Origin of the sequence: Tenacibaculum retecalamus, from assembly GCF_027941755.1 — a bacterium.
Taxonomy (GTDB): Bacteria; Bacteroidota; Bacteroidia; order Flavobacteriales; family Flavobacteriaceae; genus Polaribacter; species Polaribacter haliotis_B.
On the sequence record NZ_CP115916.1, the window covers coordinates 2425427 to 2448516 of the forward strand.

Consider the following 23090-nt stretch of genomic DNA (forward strand, 5'->3'; position numbering starts at 1 on the left):
AGGAAAACTTAAAAATTTTCCTCCTTTTTTTTAGAATTGAGCTATTAAATAGTTAATCAAATCTGTTGTGGTAACAATACCAACCAACTCGTTATTATCAACCACTGGTAATGCATGAAATTCTTTTTTTGCTAAAATTTCAGCAACTTCTTTTATGGTTGATAAAGAAGTAACGGTTACTAAATTTTTAGCCATTACCTGATCTATGGTAAACATATTATAAACAACAGTATCTACATTAATTTCATCAATATCTACTGCATCAGCAAAACTTATTCTTAACAAATCAGTATAGCTTAACATTCCTTTTATTTCAGAACCACTTACTACAGGAATGTGTCTTATTTTTTCTTTTTTAAATAACTTTTCAGCAAACATTAAATCGTCTGAACTACTTAATGTAATTACGTTTTTACTCATAATAGCTGATACTGGCGTTCTTTTTTTCATCTTACTTTCAATTTATAGTTAATTACTACAACAAATTTCAGGAATAAAAACAATCAAAAATCTGATTAAAATCACACTCTTATCATTATTTTTTTTGTAAATTATCAATTGAAAACGCTTATTAAATTGATACAAAAATTACAAGACCATTACGGATATTTATTTGAAGCTGAACTACTTGATGAAATAGCCTCAATAGCCACTTATAAAGAATTTAAAGAAGACGCTATTATTATTGATGTTGATAGTTATATGGTTGCTATCCCCTTAATAATTAGTGGCGCAATTAAAATTTTAAGAGAAGATAAAGATGGTGACGAATTAGTGTTGTATTATATCGAAAAAGGAGACACTTGCGCCATGACATTGTCTTGTTGTATGGGCAACACTAAAAGTAAGATAAAAGCTGTTGCTGAAACTGATGTTGCTTTATTTATGATTCCGAAAAATAAAATGTCGGAATGGTTAAGTAAGTATAAAAGTTGGCAAGAATATATTTTATTAAGCTATCATTCTAGACTTAACGAATTCATCGAAGCAGTAGATTCTATTGCCTTTTTAAATATGGATGAACGCTTGTATAAATATTTAAAAGATAAAGCTATGGTTATTGGAAACGATGTTTTAAATGTTACGCATTTACAAATAGCCAATGATTTGCACACCTCTAGAGTTGTTATTTCTAGATTACTAAAAGCTTTAGAAAAGAAATCAAAAATAAAATTGAGCAGAAATCAAATAAAAATATTAGAACTATAATTGTATTCAAATTTATACAAAACCTTTCTTAAAACAAAAAAACGATGCTTTAAAAGCATCGTTTTTTTGTGACCGCGAAGGGATTCGAACCCCCAACCCTCAGAGCCGAAATCTGATATTCTATCCAGTTGAACTACGCAGCCTTAATATATTAAGCTAAGTTTTTTTTAACAATCATTGAAATGGTTTTACCATCAGCTTTTCCTGCTAATTGTTTTGAAACCATCCCCATCACTTTTCCCATATCTTTCATTCCTTCTGCTCCAACTTTAACAATAGTTTCCTTTACCACTTTTTCAATTTCATCTTCTGATAAAGCTTCAGGTAAAAACTGTTCTAAAACGGCTGCTTCTGCCAATTCAGGGTCTGCCAAATCTGCCCTACCTTGTTCAGAAAAAACTACAGCACTATCTTTACGTTGTTTTACTTGTTTCTGAATAATTTTCAATTCATCTGCTTCAGAAATTTCACCTGATCCTGTTTCAGTATTTGCCAACATAAAAGCCGATTTTAATGCTCTAAGTGCTGTTAAAGCAACTGTATCTTTCGATTTCATTGCTTCTTTCATCTTATCCATCACTTGTTTTTGTAAACTCATCTTTCTTGTTTTTTTATGATTAAAAAATTCCCGGCAAGGCGGGAATTTTAAAAAAGTATATTCTTATTTTATTAATCTACATTGTCATGTAAAAAAGAATTATTTGAACGTGACAATCCATTATTATCAGCATTTAAGGCAGTATCTGACCTACTAATATCTGCTCCTGCATTTATATCAACTCCCATTCGTTTATACGCTGGCTGACGCTCTATATCATCAATGTTACGATTTACCTGATCGTTAAATTTATGATTAAAGCCCTTCATTTTTTCACGTCTTTCTTGCGTTCTTTTTCTTAATTCAGAAATTGTAATCTCTAATGGAGAAACCTCTTCACTTGTTGTTTCAATATTATTAATTTCTTCTTGAGTTTTAGTTCTTACTTGAAACTGCAACTCTTCTTCAACCTCTTCCTTTATAATCGGTGTAGAACTTTTACCAATAGTCGGCTGCACATTAAAATCATCTAAAACATAACGTTTTTCTATTTGATGGCCTTTCGGCATCACTTCTTCAGCAACTACGTTAATGTTTTTAATTTCATTTGTTGTGGTTACTATCGGTGATTTTGGCTTTATTTCTTCATAAGAATTCACTGGTAAATCAAACAATAAATCTTGTTGAACCGGTTGTTGTCTTACTTCTTTCTCAACATTACCTCCTGTTGCAATATTTGTTATTATAAAATCATCTTCAGAGATTGTTTCAATCGCAATCTCATCACAAACTACATTTATATTTCTTATTGCTTCAGTTGTTGGAATTAAATTAAACTTAGGTGCTACAACTTCTTCTTTTAAAACATGTACAACTTTTGCAGGCGTACTTACTGTAAGAGGTTCGTTAATCGCTGGCACAACCTGAACTTTTTGTTCACCAAAATTATAAGTTGCCTTTTGTTCATCCTCTAAAGTATGAACAATTTTTTTCACTTCTGTATTTGTGATTGTTCCTTGCTGATCAGCAGTAAAACCTGTTGCTACTATTGTTACTACAATACCATCTTCTAACGACTCATCTTCTCCAACTCCCATAATGATATTAGCATCATAACCTGCTTCATCTTGAATGTAGTCATTAATCTCACCTATTTCATCTAAAGTAACTTCGTTAGCACCTGAAACGATTAACAACAATACGTTTTTAGCTCCCGTAATTTTGTTGTCATTTAACAACGGAGAATCTAATGCTTTTACAATAGCATTTTTAGCACGATTATCTCCTGTTTCTTTAGCAGATCCCATAATTGCAGTTCCGCTATTAGAAAGTACTGTTTTAGCATCGTGTAAATCAATATTTTGCTTATAATGATGCGTTATTACTTCTGCAATACCTTTCGCTGCTGTTGCTAAAACTTCATCTGCTTTAGAGAAACCAGCTTTAAAACCTAAGTTTCCATAAACTTCTCGCAGCTTATTATTATTTATGACAATAAGTGAATCTACGTTTTTACGTAACTCATCTATTCCTTTTTGAGCTTGCTTGCTACGCATTCTTCCTTCAAACTGAAATGGCATTGTAACGATACCTACCGTTAAAATATCCATATCTTTTGCTATTTTAGCGATAATAGGTGCTGCACCAGTACCTGTACCACCTCCCATACCTGCGGTAATAAATACCATTTTAGTATGCGTGCTTAACATTTGTTGAATCTCTTGAATACTTTCTGCAGCCGCTTGTGCACCAACATCAGGATTTGCTCCTGCCCCTAAACCAGAAGTTAAATGGGCTCCTAATTGAATTTTATTAGGAATTGGGCTACTTTCAAGCGCTTGTGCATCTGTGTTACAAATCACGAAATCTACTCCGTGAATTTGCTTACTAAACATATGATCTACTGCATTACTTCCTCCCCCACCAACTCCAATCACTTTAATAGCATTTGATTGTGTTTTTGGCATGTCGAATGAAATGTTATTGAATTCTGTGCTCATAATAACTTTTCTTTTTTAATTTTTATTCACTTTTACACTCCTCTCTCAGGGGACAAAAAAGGGGTGACTTATTTAATATTCGTTTATTCTGCGTTGTCTAAAAACTCCGTAAATCTTTCTCTAAACTTATCTAAAAAAGATTTAGACTTACCTTTTTTTATCGTTTCTTTTTCAACAATTTCTGCCACAGGAGTTTCTTCCACAGCAGTATCTTTCGTTTCAGTTATGATTTCTTTTTCATAATTCTCTACGACCACTTCGCATGATTCTTTCTGTAAACCTTCCATTAACAAACCAACTGCGGTTGCGTATGAAGGGCTAGACAAAACATCGTCAGAATCGCCTGCTAAATGTTCATTCGGATATCCAATACGAACGTCCATTCCTGTTATATATTCTACTAACTGACGTAAATGTTTTAACTCAGATCCTCCTCCGGTTAATACAATTCCAGCAATTAATTTTCCTTTCTGAGTTTCGTGCCCATAATTTTTAATTTCTAAATACACATGCTCTATAATTTCTTGTACTCTGGCATGAATTATTTTTGATAAATTCTTAAGCGTAATCTCTTTAGGCTCTCTTCCTCTTAATCCAGGAATAGAAACTATTTCTGTTTCTTTATTTTCTCCTGGCCATGCAGAACCAAACTTTACTTTTAGTAATTCTGCTTGTTTTTCGATTATCGAACAACCTTCTTTTATATCTTCAGTAATTACATTTCCTCCGAAAGGAATTACTGCAGTATGACGAATAATACCATCTTTAAATATTGCTAAATCGGTAGTACCTCCACCAATATCTATCAAAGCAACTCCTGCTTCTTTTTCTTCTTGACTTAAAACTGCGGATGCCGATGCTAACGGTTCTAATGTAATATCAGACAAACCTAAACCTGCACTTTTTACGCATCTTCCAATATTTCTTATTGAAGAAACCTGACCAACAACTACATGAAAATTAGCTTCTAGTCGTCCGCCATACATACCAATTGGCTCTTTTATTTCTGACTGACTGTCTACTTTAAAATCTTGTGGTAAAACATGAATAATTTCTTCACCAGGAAGCATTACTAATTTATGCACCTGACTAACTAAACTTTCAATATCAATCTCATTAATTACCTCGTCAGATTTTTCGCGCGTAATATAATCGCTATGATGCAAACTTCTTATATGTTGCCCCGCAATACCTACAACAACACTTTCAATTTTCTGCCCCGAAACACTTTGTGCCTCATCAACAGCTTCCTGAATAGATTGAATTGTTTGGGTTATGTTATTTACCACTCCACGTTTTACACCTAAACTTTTAGCTTTACCAATACCTAAAATTTCTAATTTGTCGTATTCATTCTTACGACCAATCATCGCAACAATTTTGGTAGTACCAATATCTAAACCAACGGCAATTTTATTATTCTCCATCTTGCTTTTGTTTTGTGCACACAACTTGGTTGTGGTATTTTACATTTATTGTCTTATAATTTTTAATTGTTTTATCAATCAATGCTTTATTATAAAATGCAATTAGCTTTTTAAACTTCACATTTACATTTACTAGCTTCCCAAAAACTATTTTATATTCACCGCTACGAACTGTAAATTCATATTCTTCACGAACATTTTTTTGGATTGCAATAATTTCTTTATTCAAAAAATCATGTGCTCCAATTGTTTTTATTAAACTAATTAACTCCTTTATATCTTTAGCATTATTTATGCCTGAAACTAATGGTACTCTTGCTGAGAAATTTGCTGACAAAGGAATTTCAACACCAAACTTATCAATATAATATGAATCACTTTTATTAACAATACGCGCTATTGGTTTGCGCTGTTTTATAAGTGTTTTTAGCACGCCATTAATTGTTAAAAAAACAGCTGCTTTTTCAACATAAGGATTCTTTGAAACATTTGTTTCTAAAAGGTGTAAATCTACCACTCTTTTTGGTTGATTTTTAACAAAAATTTTATTTTGTATTAACAATTTATCAACCATACTGTGTGTCAAAAAGTTATTATCACCTGCTTCAAATTCAACTACGGTGTTTTCAACCTTTTTTACACCATTTTTACCCGCCGCAAAGCCGTACAAAAAGCCTAAAAACACTAGTAACACGAAAAAAGAAAGATATGTTGTTACTTTTCTCATATTTAAATATTATATTTTTTCTCTAAACTATTCTTTACTTCACCGACCAACAAACCGATATCGCCTGCGCCTAACATTGTTATAATTTTCGCCTCAGATTTCAAGATTTCAGCGCCTAAATTTTCTTTAGAAACCAATGCTTTATTTTCTGAATTTATTTTAGCTAGTAACCACGAAGAAGTAACTCCTTTTATAGGCAACTCTCTTGCTGGATAAATATCTAATAACAATACTTCATCAAACTTAGAAAGTGCTATTGCAAAATCTTCCACAAAATCTTTTGTTCTCGTATATAAATGTGGTTGAAAAACGGCCAACACTTTTTCCTTCGGATACATTTCTCGTATCGAATGCTCCACAGCATCTATTTCTGTTGGATGATGTGCATAATCATCAATCAATACTACATCTTCTGTTTTAATTTTATATGAAAACCTACGCTGAACTCCTTTAAACGTTTTTAATTGTTCTTTAATTTTCGCTAAAGAAACACCATACACATCTGCCATTGCTAAAGCAGCCAAGGCATTCATCATGTTATGTTTTCCTGGTAAATGGAATTCTATATTTTTTATTTCTGATGTTGGTGTTTGCACATCAAAAACATACTTTCCTGTTTCAACTTTTACATTGTACGCCTTATAATCTGCCGATTCATTTACAGCATATGTTAACCCTTTTAAAGGCAAACCTTTTGCTACAATTAACGTATCTGAAACTTTATTTGCAAATTCTCTAAACGACTGTTGTAACATTTCATTTTCTCCGTAAATATCCAAATGATCTGCATCCATAGAAGTAACGCATGCAATATTTGGCGACAATTTTAAAAATGACCGATCAAATTCATCTGCTTCTACAACTGATATTTTATCTTCTCCTAAAATTAAATTTGAATTATAATTTTCTGCAATTCCTCCTAAAAAAGACGTTGCTTTTTCAGGCTGCATTATGTGTCCTAAAATAGAAGAAGTTGTGGTTTTACCATGTGTACCTGCAACCCCTAAACAAAAAGTATTTTTAGTGATTTCTCCTAAAATTTCCGCCCTTTTTAAAATTTCAAATCCGTTGTTTATAAAATAATTTAATTCTTGGTGCGCATTCGGAATCGCAGGCGTATAAACCACCAACGTTTGCTCTTTATCTAAACAAGAAATATCGATGTTTTTAACAGCATCTTCAAAATGAATTTTTACACCAATCTCCTCCAATTTTTTAGTAATCGGACTTGGCGTTTTATCATAGCCAAATACCTTTTTTCCGTTCACAGCAAAATAACGAGCAATAGCGCTCATACCGATTCCTCCGATACCAATAAAATAAACGTTATGTATTGTTTTTAAATTCACTAATTAATTAGTTTTTCTATTTCGTTAACGATATCACTCGTTGCATTGGGTAATGCTAATTCATTAATGTTTTCACTTAAACTCTGCTGCTTGCCTTTATCTTTTAATAATGTTTCGATTACTATCGGAAAAGTATCTAACTCATTTTCTTTCACTAAAATTGCTCCATGTTTATCTACAATCGATTTTGCATTTTTAGTTTGATGATCTTCTGCTACATTTGGCGACGGAATAAAAACAGTTGGTTTACCCACAATACACAATTCTGAAACTGAACTTGCACCCGCTCTTGAAACTATAAAATCAGCTGCCGCATACGCCAAATCCATTCTATTTAAAAACTGATGTACCTGTACGTTTTCTACTTCATTATATTTCTTATATTCTTCAAAATACAACTTACCACATTGCCAAATTAATTGAATATTCTGATTTTTAAAAAAGTCAAGATTTTCTTCTATTAATTGATTTATCTTTCTTGCCCCTAAACTTCCACCTAAAACTAGTATTGTTTTTTTTGAACTATCTAACTCAAAAAATTCTTTTCCTACGTTAACTTTTGTATGAATCTTTAACAAATCTTGACGAACAGGATTTCCTGTTTTTATAATTTTATCCTTCGGAAAAAAACGTTCTAAATTATCATAAGCAACACATATTTTACCTGCTTTTTTACTCAGTAATTTATTTGTAATTCCCGGATATGAATTTTGTTCTTGTACAACTGTAGGAATTCCTTTTTTATTAGCAACCATTAATGTTGGTCCACTTGCAAAACCACCAGTACCGATTACCACATTTGGTTTAAATTTTCTGATAATTTTATGCGCATTCCATAAACTACTTAACAACTTAACAGGAAATAATAAGTTCTTGGCAGTTATTTTTCTTTGAATGCCTGAAATCCACAATCCTTTAATATCATAACCTGCTTGTGGAACTTTTTCCATTTCCATTTTATCTTTTGCACCAACAAATAAAATATTTGCATCCGGATACCGGACTTTTATTTCATTTGCAATGGCAATAGCCGGATATATATGCCCTCCAGTTCCACCGCCGCTTATAATAACATTAATCGATTGTTTCATGTAAAATATCTAAAGGGTTATCATCTAAAATTGTTTCCTCTGTTTCATTTTTATGAGCACTAACACTTAATATCATTCCTAAAGCAAAACACGTCATCCAAATAGAGGTACCACCGCTACTAATTAACGGCAATGTTTGCCCTGTTACAGGTAATATATTTACGGCTACTGCCATATTAATCATCGCCTGAAAAACAATTGGAATCCCTACTCCCAACACCATTAAAGTCGCAAAAATTGTCGTTGCCTTTTTAGCGGTAATTAAAATTCTAAACAGCAATAAAAAATAAATAAATACAACTATTACTGCTCCTACAAGACCATATTCCTCTATAATAATAGCATATATAAAATCGGAAGATGATTGTGGTAAAAAATTTTTCTGCACACTCTTTCCTGGTCCTTTTCCTAGTATTCCGCCTGTGGCGATTGCTATTTTTGCTTTTTCTACTTGATAATTTTCTTTTCTATCTGAATTAGAAAAACCATCTAATCTACTTTGCCAAGTGTTTACCCTGTTTGGCATTGCATCAGGAAAAGCCTTTGCTACTAGAATAAAAAAGAGTAAAGAAAAAAGCCCTATTCCTAAAATATAACCAATGTATTTTAACGGATATCCGCCGATAAACGTTAACACCAAAATCATAAAAAACACAATTGCTGTGGTAGATAAATTTGCAGGAAGTACTAATGCTAATACAAGCCCTATAGGCAGCCACAACTGTAATAAACTATCTCTAAAACTTATTACGTTCTCTTTGTTTTTTGCTAGATACCTCGATACATATACCATTAACACCAAACCTGCTAGTGTAGAGGTTTGAAAACCGATACCCACAAAGGGTATTCGAATCCACCTACTTGCATTGGCTCCTCCGATTGTTGTTCCTTGTGCCAACGTGACTATTAATAGTAATACAACTATTGGTAACATTAAAACAGAGCCTCCACTAAAATAACGATACGGAATTTTATGTACTCCATAAATTACAGCAAAACCTGTAATTAACAACATTACATGCTTTATTAAATGCCCAAAGGTAGAACCATTACCAACTACATATACTAAATTTGTACTAGCACTATAAATTGGCATAAATGAAAATATTGCCAACACAGCAACAATAGCCCAAATAGCCCTGTCTCCTTTTATATGCTGAAAAATAGTTTTCATTAATTTATTTTATAAATTTTTAATAGCTTCCTTAAATTTTCGCCCTCTATCTTCATAGTTTTCGAACAAATCGAAACTAGCACATGCTGGAGATAACAAAACAACATCTCCTGCTTTCGCTACTTTATTTGCAACTTTAACAGCTTCTTCCGCTCCTGCAGTTTCTACTAAAACATCTACAACGTTACCAAAGGTTTCAATGATTTTTTGATTATCTAAACCTAAACAAATAATTGCTTTTACCTTTTCTCTTACTAACGGTAATAAATCAGCATAATCATTTCCTTTATCAACACCACCAACTATCCAAACCGTAGGACTATCCATACACTCCAATGCATAAAAAACAGCATTTATATTGGTAGCTTTACTATCGTTAATAAACTGTACGCCATTAATTTTCTGCACATATTCTAAACGATGCTCTACACCTTCAAAGTCTAACAAACTTTCAGCTATTGTTTCTTTTCTAGCCTGTAACAATTTTGCTGCCATAGCTGATGCCATAGCATTTTTAGTATTGTGTTTTCCTTTTAATGCTAATTCAGAAACGTTCATTAATACCTCTTCTGTTGTTAATTTCATTATTATTTTATTTTGTCTTAAAAAAACTCCGTATTCTAATTCTCTTTCGATAGAAAACGGAATCTTTTTTGCGTTAATTTTATTTTTACTTAACCAATTTTCTATTGCCGTATCATCGGCATCATAAATTAAAAAATCATCGGCTGTTTGATTTTTCGTAATTCGGAATTTTGAAGCTATGTATTTATCAAAATTGCACTCATACCTATCTAAATGATCTGGCGATATATTTGTTATAATTGCAATATGTGGTTTAAAATCTATAATTCCATCTAACTGAAAACTACTTAATTCTAATACATATTCACTGTGTTCACCCTTCGCTACTTGCTCTGCAAAACTATCACCAATATTACCTCCTATTCCAACGTTAAATCCAGCTTTATTAAGCACATGACCAGTTAATAAAGTGGTCGTTGTTTTTCCGTTTGAACCTGTAATACCGATTATTTTTGCATTTGTAAATTCAGCTGCAAATTCTATTTCAGAAATTACTTTTATTCCTTTTGAAATCAATTCTTGAACTAACTTCACGCCATCAGGAATACCTGGACTTTTCATTATAACATCAGCATTAAAAATTTCACTTTCTGTGTGCTGATTTTCTTCAAAATCAATTGAGTTATGTAAAAGAACTTTTTTGTATTTCTCTGCAATACTCCCTTTATCAGAAACAAAAACTTCAAATCCTTTTTGTTTTCCTAATAACGCTGTACCAACACCACTTTCTCCTCCACCAAGAATTACCAACCTTTTCATTTTATCTTAATTTCAAGGTTACAATTGTTAATACCGCCAATAGGATTCCTACAATCCAAAAACGGGTAACTATTTTACTTTCGTGATAGTTTAATTTTTGATAATGATGATGTAATGGTGCCATTTTAAAAATTCTCTTTCCTACGCCAAATCGTTTTTTGGTGTACTTAAAGTAGAATACCTGAAGTATTACTGACAAATTTTCAATCACAAAAATTCCTGCTAAAATTGGCAACAATAATTCTTTACGAATAGCAATAGCAATAACCGCAATGATTCCTCCGATTGTTAAACTACCCGTATCACCCATAAATACCTGAGCAGGAAATGTATTATACCACAAAAACCCAATTAAAGCTCCTGCAAAAGCGAATATAAATACTGTCATTTCTCCCGAATTTGGGATATACATTACGTTGAGATAATCTGCAAAAATGATATTTCCTGATACCCATGCAAATATTGCCAATGCGATTACCATAATTGCGGACGTACCGGCTGCTAAGCCGTCAATACCATCCGTTAAATTTGCACCATTTGATATTCCGGTTACAATAAAAACAACTACAAAAATGAAAACAATCCATCCGTATTTTTCGTAACCATCCCCTAAAAAGTTAAATGCTTTTGCATAATCTAATTCATTGTCCTTTAAAAACGGAACGGTTGTTTTTGTTGATTTATGTGCCTCGCCAAAAACCTTCACTTTTCCGTTTACCTGAACTACTTGCTCAGCTTTTGGCAACTGTTCTTTTATAGTTACATCTGGATGAAAATACAACATCGACCCAACAATAATACCCAAACCAACCTGACCTAAAACTTTGAATTTCCCTTTTAAACCTGCTTTATCTTTTTTAAATACTTTTATGTAATCATCTGTAAAACCAATCAACCCCATCCAAACAGTTGTTATCAACAAGATAACAATGTAAATGTTTTCTAATTTCGCTAATAAAAGCACAGGAACTAAGGTGGCAAGGATTATAATAAGTCCTCCCATTGTAGGCGTACCTGCTTTTTGCACTTGTCCTACTAAACCTAAATCTCTTACCGTTTCTCCTATTTGCTGTTTTCTTAAAAAATTAATTATTTTCTTTCCGAAGATTGTTGATATCAACAAAGACATAATAAACGCGATGGCTGCACGGAACGTAATAAACTGAAACACACTTGCTCCTGTTAAATTAAATTCACTTTCTAAATATTGAAATATATAATACAGCATGCTATGATTTTTTTAATTGATTAAAACAGTTTTCTACCTCTTCCAAATCATCAAAATGATGTTTTACACCATTTATTTCTTGATAATCTTCATGTCCTTTTCCTGCAATTAATATTATATCTCCAGTTGTCGCTATTTTACAGGCCGTTTTAATTGCTTGTTTTCTATTTAAAATCGACAATGTTTTTTTATAATTTTCTACCGATACACCTGCTTCCATCTCATCGATAATCACCTGAGCATCTTCCGTTCTTGGGTTATCTGAAGTGAAAATCACCTGACCACTTAATTGAGAAGCAATCATTGCCATTTTTGGACGCTTGGTTTTATCTCTATCGCCACCACAACCAACAACTGTAATTACATTTTCATTACCGTTTCGGATATCATTTATGGTTTGCAATACGTTTTTAAGTGCATCTGGTGTGTGCGCATAATCAACAACAGCAGTTACTCCGCTATCTGAAACAGTATATTGAAAACGCCCATCTACACTTTCTAACTCACTTATAAGCCTTAATATTTCTAATTTTTCTAAACCTAATAGATCTGCAACTCCGAAAATAGCCAACAAGTTAGATGCATTAAATTCACCGATTAACTTAGTCCAAACCTCAATATTATTGATCGCTAGTAAACTGCCTGAAAAACTTTTCTCTAACACTTTAGCCTTAAAATCGCCAAGTGTTTTTAAGGCATATGTTTGCTTGTTTGCTTTGGTATTCTGTAGCATTATCTGCCCGTTCTTATCATCAATATTTACCAATGCAAATGCTGATTTTGGCAACGAGTCAAAAAATGATTTTTTTACATCTCTATACTCAGCAAAGGTTTCATGATAATCCAAATGATCGTGAGATAAATTGGTAAAAACACCGCCCGTAAAAACCAATCCTTCAGTTCTTTTTTGATGAATCCCGTGAGAACTAACTTCCATAAAACAGTAGTCTACACCTGCATCAATCATTAACGATAAGTACTTATTTATAGCTAAAGAATCTGGCGTTGTATGCGTTGCTTTATGCGTTTCATCAGCAACCATTACTTTAACTGTTGATAACAAACCTACTTTATACCCTGCTTTTTTAAACAATTGATACAATAATGTAGCAATCGTTGTTTTACCGTTTGTACCTGTAACACCTACTAGCTGCAATTTACTTGACGGATTATCATAAAAATTAGCCGCCATAATTGCCAACGCAACATTAGAGTCCTCTACCTCAACATAGGTTACTCCTTCTTTTTTATCCGCAGGAATACTTTTACAAACAATAACAATAACACCTAAATTCAATACCTTTTCTATAAACTGATGTCCATCTACAGTACCACCCTTTTGCGCCACAAACAGGTCGTTTTTTTGCACTAATCGACTATCAAACTGAATATTGTTAATTACAACATCAGTGCTTCCGTAAATTTCATTTACAGCTACTTTATATAATATGTCTTTTAATTTTTTCAATTATGATAACTTTAAATAAACTGTTGCTCCTTTTGCTACTTTTAGTCCTTTATTTATAGATTGTTCTGTTACTTTTCCCATTCCAGAAAACTCAACTTTTAAACCCATATTTTCTAACAAAGCAACTGCATCCATTCCACTCATACCTAAAACCTTAGGCATAATCGTTTTATATTTTCTTAATTTTTTATAATAATCTTGATATTCTTTATCAATACTTACTGATGAAATTTCATCAGACACTAATTGATTATTTATTGGTGTTGTTGTGTAAATTTTCTGAGCAATATCTTTAAATACTGGCGCTGCGGCAATAGCTCCGTAATATCCTTTTTCTTTCTTAGGACTATGAATAACTACAATGCATGAATATTTAGGATTATCTGCAGGAAAAAAACCAGCAAAAGAAGCCACATATTTTTTACTTGAATAATGACCGTAAACTGTTTTACCATCTTTATCTTTATGCTTCGGAATCCATTTTTTAGCAGTTCCTGTTTTTCCAGCCATAGAAAAATTAGAGGAATATATGTTTTTTGCAGTTCCTTTTTCTACCGTATTCTCCATAACTTTCCTTACTTTATTTAAGGTGTTTTGAGAAGCTATTTTTTCTTTTAAAACCTCTGTATCGAAACGTTTTTCTACTTTTCCTCCAATACGCAACTCCTTAACAAAATATGGTTTTACTAATCGCCCATTATTTGCTACCGCATTATAAAAAGCCAATGTTTGTAATGGCGTAAGAGAAACTCCGTATCCCCAAGCCATCCATTCTAATGAAATCGGACTCCAACTTTTTTCTGAAGGATTTGGAATATAAGGCTTTCCTTCTCCCTTTATTTTAACTCCCGTTAACTGATCTAAGCCAAAAGATTTAATTCTTTTTATAAATTTCTTCGGCTTTTTATCGTAATGTTTTCGAATCGTTTTTACAATTCCAACATTAGAGGAAACTTCAAAAACCCGTGCTAAAGAGATTTTACCATGTCCGCCAGCTTTACTATCTTCTACTTTTCTGTTATTTATAAAAATCTTTCCTTTTTCACAATCAACAACATCAGACGTGTCTGCCACTTTATCTTCTAAAGCAGCCATTAAACTAGCCAACTTAAAAGTAGACCCAGGCTCATGACTTTCCCAAACCGCGTAGTTTCTTTTTTCGTAATACTTTCCTTTAGATGTTCTTCCTAAATTAGCGATCGCTTTTACCTCTCCAGTCTCTACCTCCATAACAACGGCACAACCATGATCTGCCTCAAGATCTTCTAGCTGCCTTAACAAGGCATGATGCGTTATATCCTGAATATTCACATCAATAGTCGTTATTACATCACTACCATCTATCGGCTCTTTTTCATTTACATCATTAATAGGTCTCCACTGCCCTTTTGCTATTTTCTGTTTTAAGCGCCAACCATTTTCTCCTTGCATATAATCAGCAAATGCACCTTCAATACCAGCACCACCTCTTATATTATCATACCCAATTGTTCTTGCCGCTATCTTACCTATCGGGTGCACTCTAACCGTACTTTGCTCTGCAATGAAACCACCGCGATACATACCCTCTCTAAAAATAGGAAACGTTCTCATTTTCATACAGTCATTATAACCTATGTTACGAGCAATTAATAAATAACGGTTTTTTTGTTTTTTTGCCTGCCTTATTCTCTTTTGATAATAACTTGCTGGCTTACCCAACATCGCAGACAACGCCTCTGAAAGAGCACGGATATTTTTTTCAAACACTGACGATTTCACCACATCTACATCCATTCGAATGGTGTATTTAGACATTGAAGTCGCTAATAAATTTCCATCCGCAGCATACACATTACCTCGGTTTGCAAATATTGTGTCGTTTTTTTCGGTTTTCTCAAGAGAAAGTTTTCTGTATTTATCTCCATCTATATACTGAAGATTAAAAACTCTAAAAACAATAACCACAAAGAAAAGCGTCATTAAAACCACCACTATATAGAGCTTATTTAATATACTTTTCTTTATTACCATTTTTATTTATTCTTTTTTAGTTGTTACTTTTATTTTTTGAGGAGGTTTTTTTGCTGGAAACAACCCTTTATCTTTAACTTTTTTCCTGACACTACTTTCTAGCCTCATTTTTGTTAATGTTGTACTCGTATCAAAATCTTCAGCTCGCAACTCTCTTTTCTTACCGTTCAACTCCGCCAACTTTACAACTTTTGCATCTAAGCTATGTGAACTTGAAATCATTATTAGAAGCAGCACAACCACAAAAATCAATATCCGCCAATTATTAAAAGAGCTATCATCTGTTAAAAAACGCCCTCGCAAAACACCGTAAATACCTTCTTTTACCTTAGACATTATTTTAGTGTTGCTGCACGTAACTTCGCACTTCGCGCTCTATTATTAACCTTAATTTCTTCTCTTGTTGGTATAATCATCTTCCCAACTTTTTTCAAAGGAACACTAATGTTTCCGTAAAAATCTTTTTCCGGCTCACCGCTAAACAAACCGGTTCTTATAAATCTTTTCACCAATCGATCCTCTAACGAATGATAAGAAATTACACTCAACCTTCCTTCTTCACTCAACAAACCAGGCATTTGCTCTAAAAACTCTTTCAACACCTCTAACTCCTGATTAACCTCTATCCTAACCGCTTGAAATATTTGCGCTAATATTTTATGTTCTTTTGCTTGTGGAAGAAACTCCTTCAACACTTCTTTTAACTGAAAACTTGTTTCAATCTCCTCTTCCTGCCTAGCTTCAACTATTTTTTTAGACAGTGCTCGAGCATTTCGCAATTCACCGTACAAAAACAACACATCCGCTAATCTTTCCTCACTATATTTATTAATAATTTTTTTTGCTGATAAATCTGATTTTTGATCCATTCTCATATCCAAATCAGCATCAAACCGCGTTGAAAATCCTCTTTCCGCTTCATCAAATTGATGAGAAGAAACCCCTAAATCGGCTAAAACACCATCCACTTTTCTAACTCCGTAAAAACGAAGAAACCTAGAAATAAACCTAAAATTCTCTCCAATCAAAACAAAACGCTCATCTTCAATTGTATTTTGTTGCGCATCAGGATCCTGATCAAAAGCAAACAACTTTCCGTTCGCACCCAACCTACTTAAGATCTCTCTAGAATGACCTCCGCCACCAAAAGTTACATCTACATACACTCCATCCTCTTTTATATTAAGAGCATCTATACTTTCCTTTAATAAAACCGGATTATGATAGTTCATCTACATCTGTATTACCCATTACCTCTTCTGCTAATTCAGCAAAGTCAACAACAGCATCATCAATTACTTTTTCGTACTCTTCTTTATCCCAAATTTCAATAATATTCACAACCGAAGAAAGCACCACTTGCTTCCCTATACCTGCAAATTGACATAAATCTTTAGGTATTAATATTCTACCTGAAGCATCTATTTCTACTGTTTTCACACCAGCCGTAAACCTTCTAATAAAATCATTATTCTTCTTTACAAATCGATTTAATTTATTAATCTTTTGCATCATTAAATTCCACTCCGCAATTGGATACAACTCCAAACAAGACTGAAAAACAGACCGCTTAACTACAAAACCATCTTGTAATACAGCAGACAATTGCTTCTTAAAAGCTGATGAAATCATCAACCTCCCCTTAGCATCTGCCTTACATTCGTATGTTCCTGTTAAATTTATCACGTTAAGCACTCGTAGTTTGCATCAAAAATAAAGAATATTTACCACTTTTTACCACTTTTAACCACTTTGTTGATAAATTTTGATTTTTACGTTAAAAAACTGAGCCTAAGTGCATTTAACAGCGCGAATGGTCACTAAATAATAAAAATGAAGATTTAACAAAAAAGGACTACATTTGTGGTTGAGTCAAATCCGATACATTAATGACTGATTTTTTAAAAAAAGAAGGCGATTTTACATATGCAGAAGCAGGAGAAGGAAGAACGTTAATCGTACTACATGGCTTAATGGGAGCTCTTAGTAATTTTGATGAAACTTTTAAACATTTTTCAAAAAAAGGCTATCACGTTTTAATTCCCGAATTGCCCTTATACACGTTACCACTACTAAAAACAAATGTAAAAAGCTTAGCTAGTTTTTTACATGACTTCATTGAATACAAAAATCTTAAAGACGTTGTTCTTTTAGGAAATTCTCTAGGTGGCCATATTGCTTTATATTACACAAAACACTATCCTAAAGATGTTGGTGCCTTAGTTTTAACAGGAAGCTCTGGTTTGTACGAAAAATCAATGGGAGATAGCTATCCTAAAAGAGGTAATTACGAGTACATTGAAACAAAAGCACAAGAAGTTTTTTACGACCCAAAAGTTGCTACAAAAGAACTAGTAGATGATATTTACGAAATTGTAAATGACAGAGTTAAAGCTTTAAAAACACTCTCTATCGCTAAAAGTGCCATTCGTCATAATATGGCAAATGACTTGCCCAACATGCACCAACCTACGTGTCTTATTTGGGGAAAACAAGATGGTGTAACTCCGCCAGAAGTAGCTGATGATTTTCATAAGTTACTACCAGATTCTGATTTATTTTGGATTGATAAATGTGGACACGCAGCAATGATGGAGACTCCTAAAGAATTTAATGAAATATTAGAGAGCTGGCTTTCTAAACGAAATATATAATAGCACAACTTAGTATTTATGAAAATAAGATCTGCCGATTTTGTGATGAGTAACAGTAATGTTATGAAAGCACCTAAGGATAGAATACCTGAATATGCTTTTATAGGTCGTTCTAATGTTGGAAAATCTTCGTTAATCAACATGTTGATGGAGCGTAAAGACTTAGCAAAAACATCAGGAAAACCTGGGAAAACACAATTGATTAATCATTTTAAAATAAATCAAGAATGGTTTTTAGTTGATTTACCTGGTTATGGTTACGCTCGAATTTCAAAGAAGAAAAGAACTATTTTTCAGTACTTTATTGAAAACTATTTTAAGGAAAGAGAACAACTTGTTTTTACTTTCGTTTTAATAGATTCTCGCCATGATCCACAAAAAATAGATTTAGAATTCATGCAGTTTTTAGGCGAAAATCAAATTCCTTTTGGAATTGTTTTCACAAAAGCCGATAAACTAGGAAGCTCTAAAATAAATCAACAAATAGCTTCTTATAAAAAGAAATTATTACAACACTGGGAAACACTTCCAACATCGTTTCTTACCTCTTCTGAAACCGGATTAGGTCGTGATGAATTTTTAAAATTCATTGAAGAAACCAATGAAACTATAGTTAAAGATTTTAAATAATTTCTCGATTATCCTCGAAGTGACACTTTAAAAATGCATTCTAACAAAGACAATTTACAGGTTTTACACGAAGACAACCATTTGGTAGTTATCAACAAAAGAGCTGGCGATATTGTTCAGGGTGATAAAACAGGTGACAAACCACTTTCTGACGTTGTTAAAGAATATATTAAAGACAAATACAATAAGCCTGGTGCTGTTTATTTAGGAACAGTTCATCGACTAGACAGACCAACTTCTGGCGTTGTAATTTACGCACGTACTTCAAAAGCTTTAGAGCGTCTAAACAAAATGCTACGTGAAAAAACGATCAAAAAAACATATTGGGCTGTTGTAAAAAACGAACCTAAGAAAAGTGAAGATACCCTTATTAATTTCTTAAAGAAAAACCCAAGAAATAATAAATCTACTGCATATTCGAAAGAAATTGACGGTAGTAAAAAGGCTATTCTTCATTATAAAACTCTTAAAAAATTAGACAATTATTCTTTACTTGAAATTGATTTAGAAACGGGTCGTCATCACCAAATTCGTGTACAGCTATCAAATATTGGTGCTACCATAAAAGGTGATTTAAAATACGGTGCTAAAAGAAGCAATAAAGACGGTAGTATTCATTTACATGCTCGTAAAATTGAATTCATTCACCCAGTAAGCAAAGAGTTAGTTAAAATTACCGCCCCAACCCCAAAAGAAGCTATTTGGGATGTTTGTTTGTAAGTTGTATCTTTAGGGAAATTTCAAATATGAAACCCCTTAAATATTTATCAATATTAATTTTACCAATTACGGTATTTTTAGCTTTTACCAATAAAGGGTGGATTACTTTCTTACCTATACTCACTTTTTTTGTTGCAGTTCCTTTTGCCGAACTTTTTTTAAAACAGATAAAAAAAACCTAAACAAAGAAGAAGCGCTAATTGAAAAAGAGAATAAATTATATACACTAATTTTATACGCAATAATACCTATTCAATTACTATTTGTTGGGTGGTTTTTTTATGTAATTCAAGAAATAAATTTAACAACTACAGAAATTACAGGTCGTATTCTTGCCTTAGGAGTTATGTGCGGAGTTATAGGCATAAATGTTGGTCATGAATTAGGCCATCGCAATAATCGCTTGGATGAATTTTTAGGAGAACTCTTACTATTAACGTCTTTAAACACACATTTTTTACCTTACCATAATGCTGGGCATCACTTAAATGTAGCCACACCTAAAGATGCTGCAACTGCTAGAAAAAATGAAGTTTTGTATTTATTTTGGATGCGCTCACACATTACAAGTTATTACCAAGCTTGGCAAAGCGAAAACCAACGTTTAAAAGCTAGTGATAGGAATTGGTTTCATTACCAAAACAGAATGGTTATCTATACTATTTGCAACCTATTATTTCTCGGATTGATATACTTACTCTTTAATCCGTTTGTATTTTTTTCTTTCATAGGGGCTGCCGTTTTCGGAATAATATTACTAGAAACAATAAATTATATTGAACATTATGGTTTATTAAGGAAACAACTTGAAAACGGAAGATACGAGCGTGTAAAAAGAATACACTCTTGGAACTCTGATCATGTAATCGGGCAAGTATTATTATTTAATTTATCGCGTCATTCAGACCATCATTACAACGGATCTAAACATTATCAATTACTAAAAACAGTTCCTGAAAGTCCGCAAATGCCAACTGGTTATCCTGGTATGATGCTACTTTCTTTGATTCCGCCTTTATGGTTTTTAGTAATGAATAAAAAACTACAAGAAATTTAATTTTATGGATATATCACAATTGGTTAAATCCCAAAAAAACTTTTTTAAAACGCAACAAACTAAAGACATTTCCTTTAGAAAGAAAGCCTTAGTAAAGCTTCAGAAAGAACTCATCAAAAGAGAAAAAGACATCGTTTCGGCACTTTATAATGATTTTAAAAAATCAGAATACGAGGCGTTAATGACAGAAACATCTATTGTTTTAGCCGAGCTAAAAATGACTATAAAAAACATTCATTCTTGGAGCAAACCAAAACGTGTTTTACCCTCTTTATTAAACTTTCCTTCTTCTGCAAAAATTTATAGCGAACCTTACGGAACAGTATTAATTATTGCACCATGGAATTATCCATATCAATTAGCTTTCGCACCTCTTTTAGGAGCAATTGCAGCAGGAAACAATGTTGTTTTAAAACCATCTGAATTAACACCTAATGTAAGTAAAATAACCAAAGAAATTATTGAAGCTGTTTTTGATAACAATCATGTTGCAATAGTAGAAGGCGGCGTTGCTGTTTCTCAAAAATTATTAGCACAACGTTGGGATTATATATTTTTTACAGGAAGTGTACCTGTAGGTAAAATTGTAGCTAAAGCTGCCGCAGAATACCTTACGCCTGTTACATTAGAATTAGGAGGAAAAAGCCCCTGTATTATAGATGAAACCGCTAATGTAAAATTGGCCGCTAAACGTTTAGTTTGGGGTAAATTTATTAACGGAGGGCAAACTTGTATTGCTCCTGATTATTTATTGATTCATACATCTGTAAAAGAAAAATTTATAAATTATTTTAAACAGGAAATCATAAATGCTTATGGTGAAAATCCAGAAGCTTCGACAGATTATCCTAGAATTGTAAACACCAAAAATTTCGACAGGCTAGCTTTAATGCTTCAAAACGAAAATTGTGTTATCGGTGGACAAACTAACAGAACCGAAAATTATATTGCTCCTACTTTAATTGATGAACCTAGCTTAGATAGTGAAGTAATGAAGGGTGAAATTTTTGGCTCTATACTTCCTTTAATTTCTTACGAAACAGAAGAAGAATTCGATGCTATTATCGCAAAATACGACAAACCGTTAGCTTTATATGTTTTTACCACTCGAAATAATTTCGCTAAAAAAATGATTGCTAAATATTCTTTTGGTGGCGGAACAATTAACGACACCACTGTTCACTTTGCAAACCATCGTTTACCGTTTGGAGGTGTTGGTGAAAGCGGAATTGGAGGTTATCATGGTAAAAAAACATTTGATACGTTTTCTCATAAAAAAGGGGTAGTTACAAGAGGTAACTGGCTAGATGTTCCTACCCGTTATGCACCTTACAAAGGAAAATTAAAACAACTAAAATTCTTGATGAAGATAAGTTAACTACCCGCTATTTAAAATAAGAAACAACATAAAAAATGACAGAAAAAACAGTTTCAGAAGCGATAAATTATCGTCGTTCTGTAAGAATATTTGATGCAGAAAAAGCGATTGATACCAATATCGTAAAAAAATGTATTGAACAAGCAAGTTTAGCTCCAACCAGTAGTAATATGCAGCTGTGGGAGTTTTATCATATCACCTCTAAAGAAACAATTGCTAAAATTAGCCCAATGTGTTTTAATCAAAATGCCGCAAAAACAGCGCAACAATTAGTTGTTTTTGTGACCAGAAAAGATTTATGGCGCAAACGTGCAAAAGCAAATTTATCTTATATGGATACAACTTTTGGCAAAGACAATCCAAATTCCAAGCAAACTAGCAGAGAAAAATTTGCCCGTAATTATTATCAAAAAATCATCCCTTTTGCTTATTTCGATTTTTTAGGTATTGTTGGTTTTTTTAAATATCTAATAACTTTAATAACAGGATTATTTAGACCTATTTACAGAGAAGTTCGTAGTAGTGATATGCGAATCGTAGCGCAAAAAACTACAGGATTAGCAGCACAAACATTTATGTTATCAATGGCGGCAGAAGGTTATGATACTTGCCCAATGGAAGGTTCTGATACTTGGCGCGTAAAACGCTTATTAAACATTCCGAGAAGTGCAGAAATAAACATGATTGTTAGTTGCGGAATTAGAGACGAAAAAGGAGTTTATGGTGACCGTTTTAGAATTCCTTTTGATGAAGTTTATAAAGAAGTTAACTAAAATGAACCGTAATAAAACAAAACTTATACTTAGCATAATTACAGTTGCCATAATTGTATTCTCGGTGGTTTCTTATAAAGTTTTATCTAGCTTTAAAGAAGTTACATTTAACAAAACCGAAAATATTATAGAGCAACAAAAAAAGTGGGTAAATGGAGTTATTCAATTATCAGATACCATTGCTATTAAAACCCGTAAACGAAGAGATTCTCTTATTAAAATAGAATTACAACTTTTAAAAAAACAAGATAGTTTACTTCAATTAACACAAAATAAAGATAAGAAGCTGAATTAAATTCAGCTTCTTATC

23 protein-coding genes and 1 tRNA gene are annotated in these 23090 nt (G+C 32.7%); 8 read left to right on the forward strand and 16 right to left on the reverse strand.

Going from position 1 to position 23090, the window contains the following annotated elements; genetic code table 11:
* Positions 1-30: 30 nt before the first annotated feature.
* Positions 31-450, reverse strand: a complete 420-nt coding sequence (locus PG912_RS11480; protein ID WP_275687637.1) for a CBS domain-containing protein — start codon at positions 448-450, stop codon at positions 31-33.
* Between the two features lie 126 nt (positions 451-576).
* Between PG912_RS11480 and PG912_RS11485 the strand changes: the two genes are divergently transcribed.
* Entirely contained in the window at positions 577-1209 is a 633-nt protein-coding gene (locus PG912_RS11485; protein ID WP_275687638.1) for a Crp/Fnr family transcriptional regulator, read from the forward strand.
* A gap of 69 nt (positions 1210-1278) precedes the next feature.
* Here the strand turns inward: PG912_RS11485 and PG912_RS11490 are convergent.
* The 15 genes from PG912_RS11490 to mraZ all read right to left on the reverse strand — a co-directional run bounded on the left by PG912_RS11490 (position 1279) and on the right by mraZ (position 17254).
* Positions 1279-1352, reverse strand: a tRNA-Arg gene (locus PG912_RS11490).
* A gap of 8 nt (positions 1353-1360) precedes the next feature.
* On the reverse strand, positions 1361-1807 hold the full coding sequence (locus tag PG912_RS11495; RefSeq protein WP_275687639.1) for a GatB/YqeY domain-containing protein: 447 nt from the start codon (positions 1805-1807) through the stop codon (positions 1361-1363).
* Positions 1808-1878: 71 nt separating this feature from the next.
* A complete protein-coding gene (gene ftsZ / locus PG912_RS11500; RefSeq protein ID WP_275687640.1) occupies positions 1879-3747 on the reverse strand; it encodes a cell division protein FtsZ in 1869 nt (622 codons plus the stop codon).
* An 83-nt stretch (positions 3748-3830) separates the two neighbouring features.
* Positions 3831-5174, reverse strand: a complete 1344-nt coding sequence (gene ftsA, locus PG912_RS11505) for a cell division protein FtsA (protein WP_275687641.1) — start codon at positions 5172-5174, stop codon at positions 3831-3833.
* Positions 5164-5901 (reverse strand): cell division protein FtsQ/DivIB, encoded by a 738-nt coding sequence (locus PG912_RS11510; RefSeq protein WP_275687642.1) that lies wholly within the window; start codon positions 5899-5901, stop codon positions 5164-5166. Before PG912_RS11510 ends, ftsA begins: the two co-directional genes overlap by 11 nt.
* A 2-nt stretch (positions 5902-5903) precedes the next feature.
* Positions 5904-7250, reverse strand: coding sequence for a UDP-N-acetylmuramate--L-alanine ligase (murC, locus tag PG912_RS11515; RefSeq protein ID WP_275687643.1), 1347 nt, complete (start codon positions 7248-7250; stop codon positions 5904-5906).
* Positions 7250-8341: an undecaprenyldiphospho-muramoylpentapeptide beta-N-acetylglucosaminyltransferase gene (murG, locus tag PG912_RS11520; RefSeq protein WP_275687644.1), complete on the reverse strand. Its 1092-nt coding sequence runs from the start codon at positions 8339-8341 to the stop codon at positions 7250-7252. Before murG ends, murC begins: the two co-directional genes overlap by 1 nt.
* Positions 8325-9515, reverse strand: a complete 1191-nt coding sequence (locus PG912_RS11525; RefSeq protein WP_275687645.1) for an FtsW/RodA/SpoVE family cell cycle protein — start codon at positions 9513-9515, stop codon at positions 8325-8327. The genes murG and PG912_RS11525 overlap by 17 nt, the downstream gene beginning before the upstream one ends.
* 9 nt (positions 9516-9524) lie before the next feature.
* Entirely contained in the window at positions 9525-10859 is a 1335-nt protein-coding gene (murD, locus tag PG912_RS11530) for a UDP-N-acetylmuramoyl-L-alanine--D-glutamate ligase (RefSeq protein WP_275687646.1), read from the reverse strand.
* 1 nt (position 10860) lies between these two features.
* A complete protein-coding gene (mraY, locus tag PG912_RS11535) occupies positions 10861-12087 on the reverse strand; it encodes a phospho-N-acetylmuramoyl-pentapeptide-transferase (protein ID WP_275687647.1) in 1227 nt (408 codons plus the stop codon).
* A gap of 1 nt (position 12088) precedes the next feature.
* A complete protein-coding gene (locus PG912_RS11540) occupies positions 12089-13555 on the reverse strand; it encodes a UDP-N-acetylmuramoyl-L-alanyl-D-glutamate--2,6-diaminopimelate ligase (RefSeq protein ID WP_275687648.1) in 1467 nt (488 codons plus the stop codon).
* Positions 13556-15568: a penicillin-binding protein gene (locus PG912_RS11545; RefSeq protein WP_275687649.1), complete on the reverse strand. Its 2013-nt coding sequence runs from the start codon at positions 15566-15568 to the stop codon at positions 13556-13558.
* Between the two features lie 6 nt (positions 15569-15574).
* Positions 15575-15904, reverse strand: a complete 330-nt coding sequence (locus tag PG912_RS11550) for an FtsL-like putative cell division protein (RefSeq protein WP_260586950.1) — start codon at positions 15902-15904, stop codon at positions 15575-15577.
* A complete protein-coding gene (gene rsmH, locus PG912_RS11555; protein ID WP_275687650.1) occupies positions 15904-16800 on the reverse strand; it encodes a 16S rRNA (cytosine(1402)-N(4))-methyltransferase RsmH in 897 nt (298 codons plus the stop codon). Before rsmH ends, PG912_RS11550 begins: the two co-directional genes overlap by 1 nt.
* Positions 16787-17254: a division/cell wall cluster transcriptional repressor MraZ gene (gene mraZ, locus PG912_RS11560; protein ID WP_275687651.1), complete on the reverse strand. Its 468-nt coding sequence runs from the start codon at positions 17252-17254 to the stop codon at positions 16787-16789. Before mraZ ends, rsmH begins: the two co-directional genes overlap by 14 nt.
* Positions 17255-17457: 203 nt before the next feature.
* On the opposite strand from mraZ, the gene PG912_RS11565 reads away from it, so the two are divergent.
* From PG912_RS11565 to PG912_RS11595, 7 genes are all read left to right on the forward strand, one after another.
* Positions 17458-18222 (forward strand): alpha/beta fold hydrolase, encoded by a 765-nt coding sequence (locus PG912_RS11565; protein ID WP_275687652.1) that lies wholly within the window; start codon positions 17458-17460, stop codon positions 18220-18222.
* A gap of 18 nt (positions 18223-18240) precedes the next feature.
* The gene (yihA, locus tag PG912_RS11570) at positions 18241-18852 is read left to right on the forward strand and encodes a ribosome biogenesis GTP-binding protein YihA/YsxC (RefSeq protein ID WP_260586957.1); all 612 of its coding nucleotides are present in this window, start codon (positions 18241-18243) and stop codon (positions 18850-18852) included.
* 33 nt (positions 18853-18885) lie between these two features.
* Entirely contained in the window at positions 18886-19572 is a 687-nt protein-coding gene (locus PG912_RS11575) for an RluA family pseudouridine synthase (RefSeq protein WP_275687653.1), read from the forward strand.
* 97 nt (positions 19573-19669) lie between these two features.
* Positions 19670-20629: an alkane 1-monooxygenase gene (locus PG912_RS11580; protein WP_275687654.1), complete on the forward strand. Its 960-nt coding sequence runs from the start codon at positions 19670-19672 to the stop codon at positions 20627-20629.
* Positions 20630-20633: 4 nt separating this feature from the next.
* Positions 20634-22007: an aldehyde dehydrogenase gene (locus tag PG912_RS11585; RefSeq protein ID WP_275687655.1), complete on the forward strand. Its 1374-nt coding sequence runs from the start codon at positions 20634-20636 to the stop codon at positions 22005-22007.
* 35 nt (positions 22008-22042) lie between these two features.
* Complete coding sequence (locus PG912_RS11590; protein ID WP_275687656.1) at positions 22043-22780, forward strand: nitroreductase family protein; 738 nt, start codon at positions 22043-22045, stop codon at positions 22778-22780.
* The gene (locus tag PG912_RS11595; protein WP_260586962.1) at positions 22755-23075 is read left to right on the forward strand and encodes a hypothetical protein; all 321 of its coding nucleotides are present in this window, start codon (positions 22755-22757) and stop codon (positions 23073-23075) included. The genes PG912_RS11590 and PG912_RS11595 overlap by 26 nt, the downstream gene beginning before the upstream one ends.
* Positions 23076-23090: the final 15 nt, after the last annotated feature.

Bases quoted from the DNA above. Each gene is read 5' to 3' on its own strand.
- PG912_RS11480 (WP_275687637.1), bottom strand. From the start codon at position 450: ATGAAAAAAAGAACGCCAGTATCAGCTATTATGAGTAAAAACGTAATT.
- PG912_RS11495 (WP_275687639.1), bottom strand. From the start codon at position 1,807: ATGAGTTTACAAAAACAAGTGATGGATAAGATGAAAGAAGCAATGAAA.
- ftsZ (WP_275687640.1), bottom strand. From the start codon at position 3,747: ATGAGCACAGAATTCAATAACATTTCATTCGACATGCCAAAAACACAA.
- ftsA (WP_275687641.1), bottom strand. From the start codon at position 5,174: ATGGAGAATAATAAAATTGCCGTTGGTTTAGATATTGGTACTACCAAA.
- PG912_RS11510 (WP_275687642.1), bottom strand. From the start codon at position 5,901: ATGAGAAAAGTAACAACATATCTTTCTTTTTTCGTGTTACTAGTGTTT.
- murG (WP_275687644.1), bottom strand. From the start codon at position 8,341: ATGAAACAATCGATTAATGTTATTATAAGCGGCGGTGGAACTGGAGGG.
- PG912_RS11525 (WP_275687645.1), bottom strand. From the start codon at position 9,515: ATGAAAACTATTTTTCAGCATATAAAAGGAGACAGGGCTATTTGGGCT.
- murD (WP_275687646.1), bottom strand. From the start codon at position 10,859: ATGAAAAGGTTGGTAATTCTTGGTGGAGGAGAAAGTGGTGTTGGTACA.
- mraY (WP_275687647.1), bottom strand. From the start codon at position 12,087: ATGCTGTATTATATATTTCAATATTTAGAAAGTGAATTTAATTTAACA.
- PG912_RS11545 (WP_275687649.1), bottom strand. From the start codon at position 15,568: ATGGTAATAAAGAAAAGTATATTAAATAAGCTCTATATAGTGGTGGTT.
- PG912_RS11550 (WP_260586950.1), bottom strand. From the start codon at position 15,904: ATGTCTAAGGTAAAAGAAGGTATTTACGGTGTTTTGCGAGGGCGTTTT.
- rsmH (WP_275687650.1), bottom strand. From the start codon at position 16,800: ATGAACTATCATAATCCGGTTTTATTAAAGGAAAGTATAGATGCTCTT.
- PG912_RS11565 (WP_275687652.1), top strand. From the start codon at position 17,458: ATGACTGATTTTTTAAAAAAAGAAGGCGATTTTACATATGCAGAAGCA.
- yihA (WP_260586957.1), top strand. From the start codon at position 18,241: ATGAAAATAAGATCTGCCGATTTTGTGATGAGTAACAGTAATGTTATG.
- PG912_RS11575 (WP_275687653.1), top strand. From the start codon at position 18,886: ATGCATTCTAACAAAGACAATTTACAGGTTTTACACGAAGACAACCAT.
- PG912_RS11585 (WP_275687655.1), top strand. From the start codon at position 20,634: ATGGATATATCACAATTGGTTAAATCCCAAAAAAACTTTTTTAAAACG.
- PG912_RS11590 (WP_275687656.1), top strand. From the start codon at position 22,043: ATGACAGAAAAAACAGTTTCAGAAGCGATAAATTATCGTCGTTCTGTA.
- PG912_RS11595 (WP_260586962.1), top strand. From the start codon at position 22,755: ATGAAGTTTATAAAGAAGTTAACTAAAATGAACCGTAATAAAACAAAA.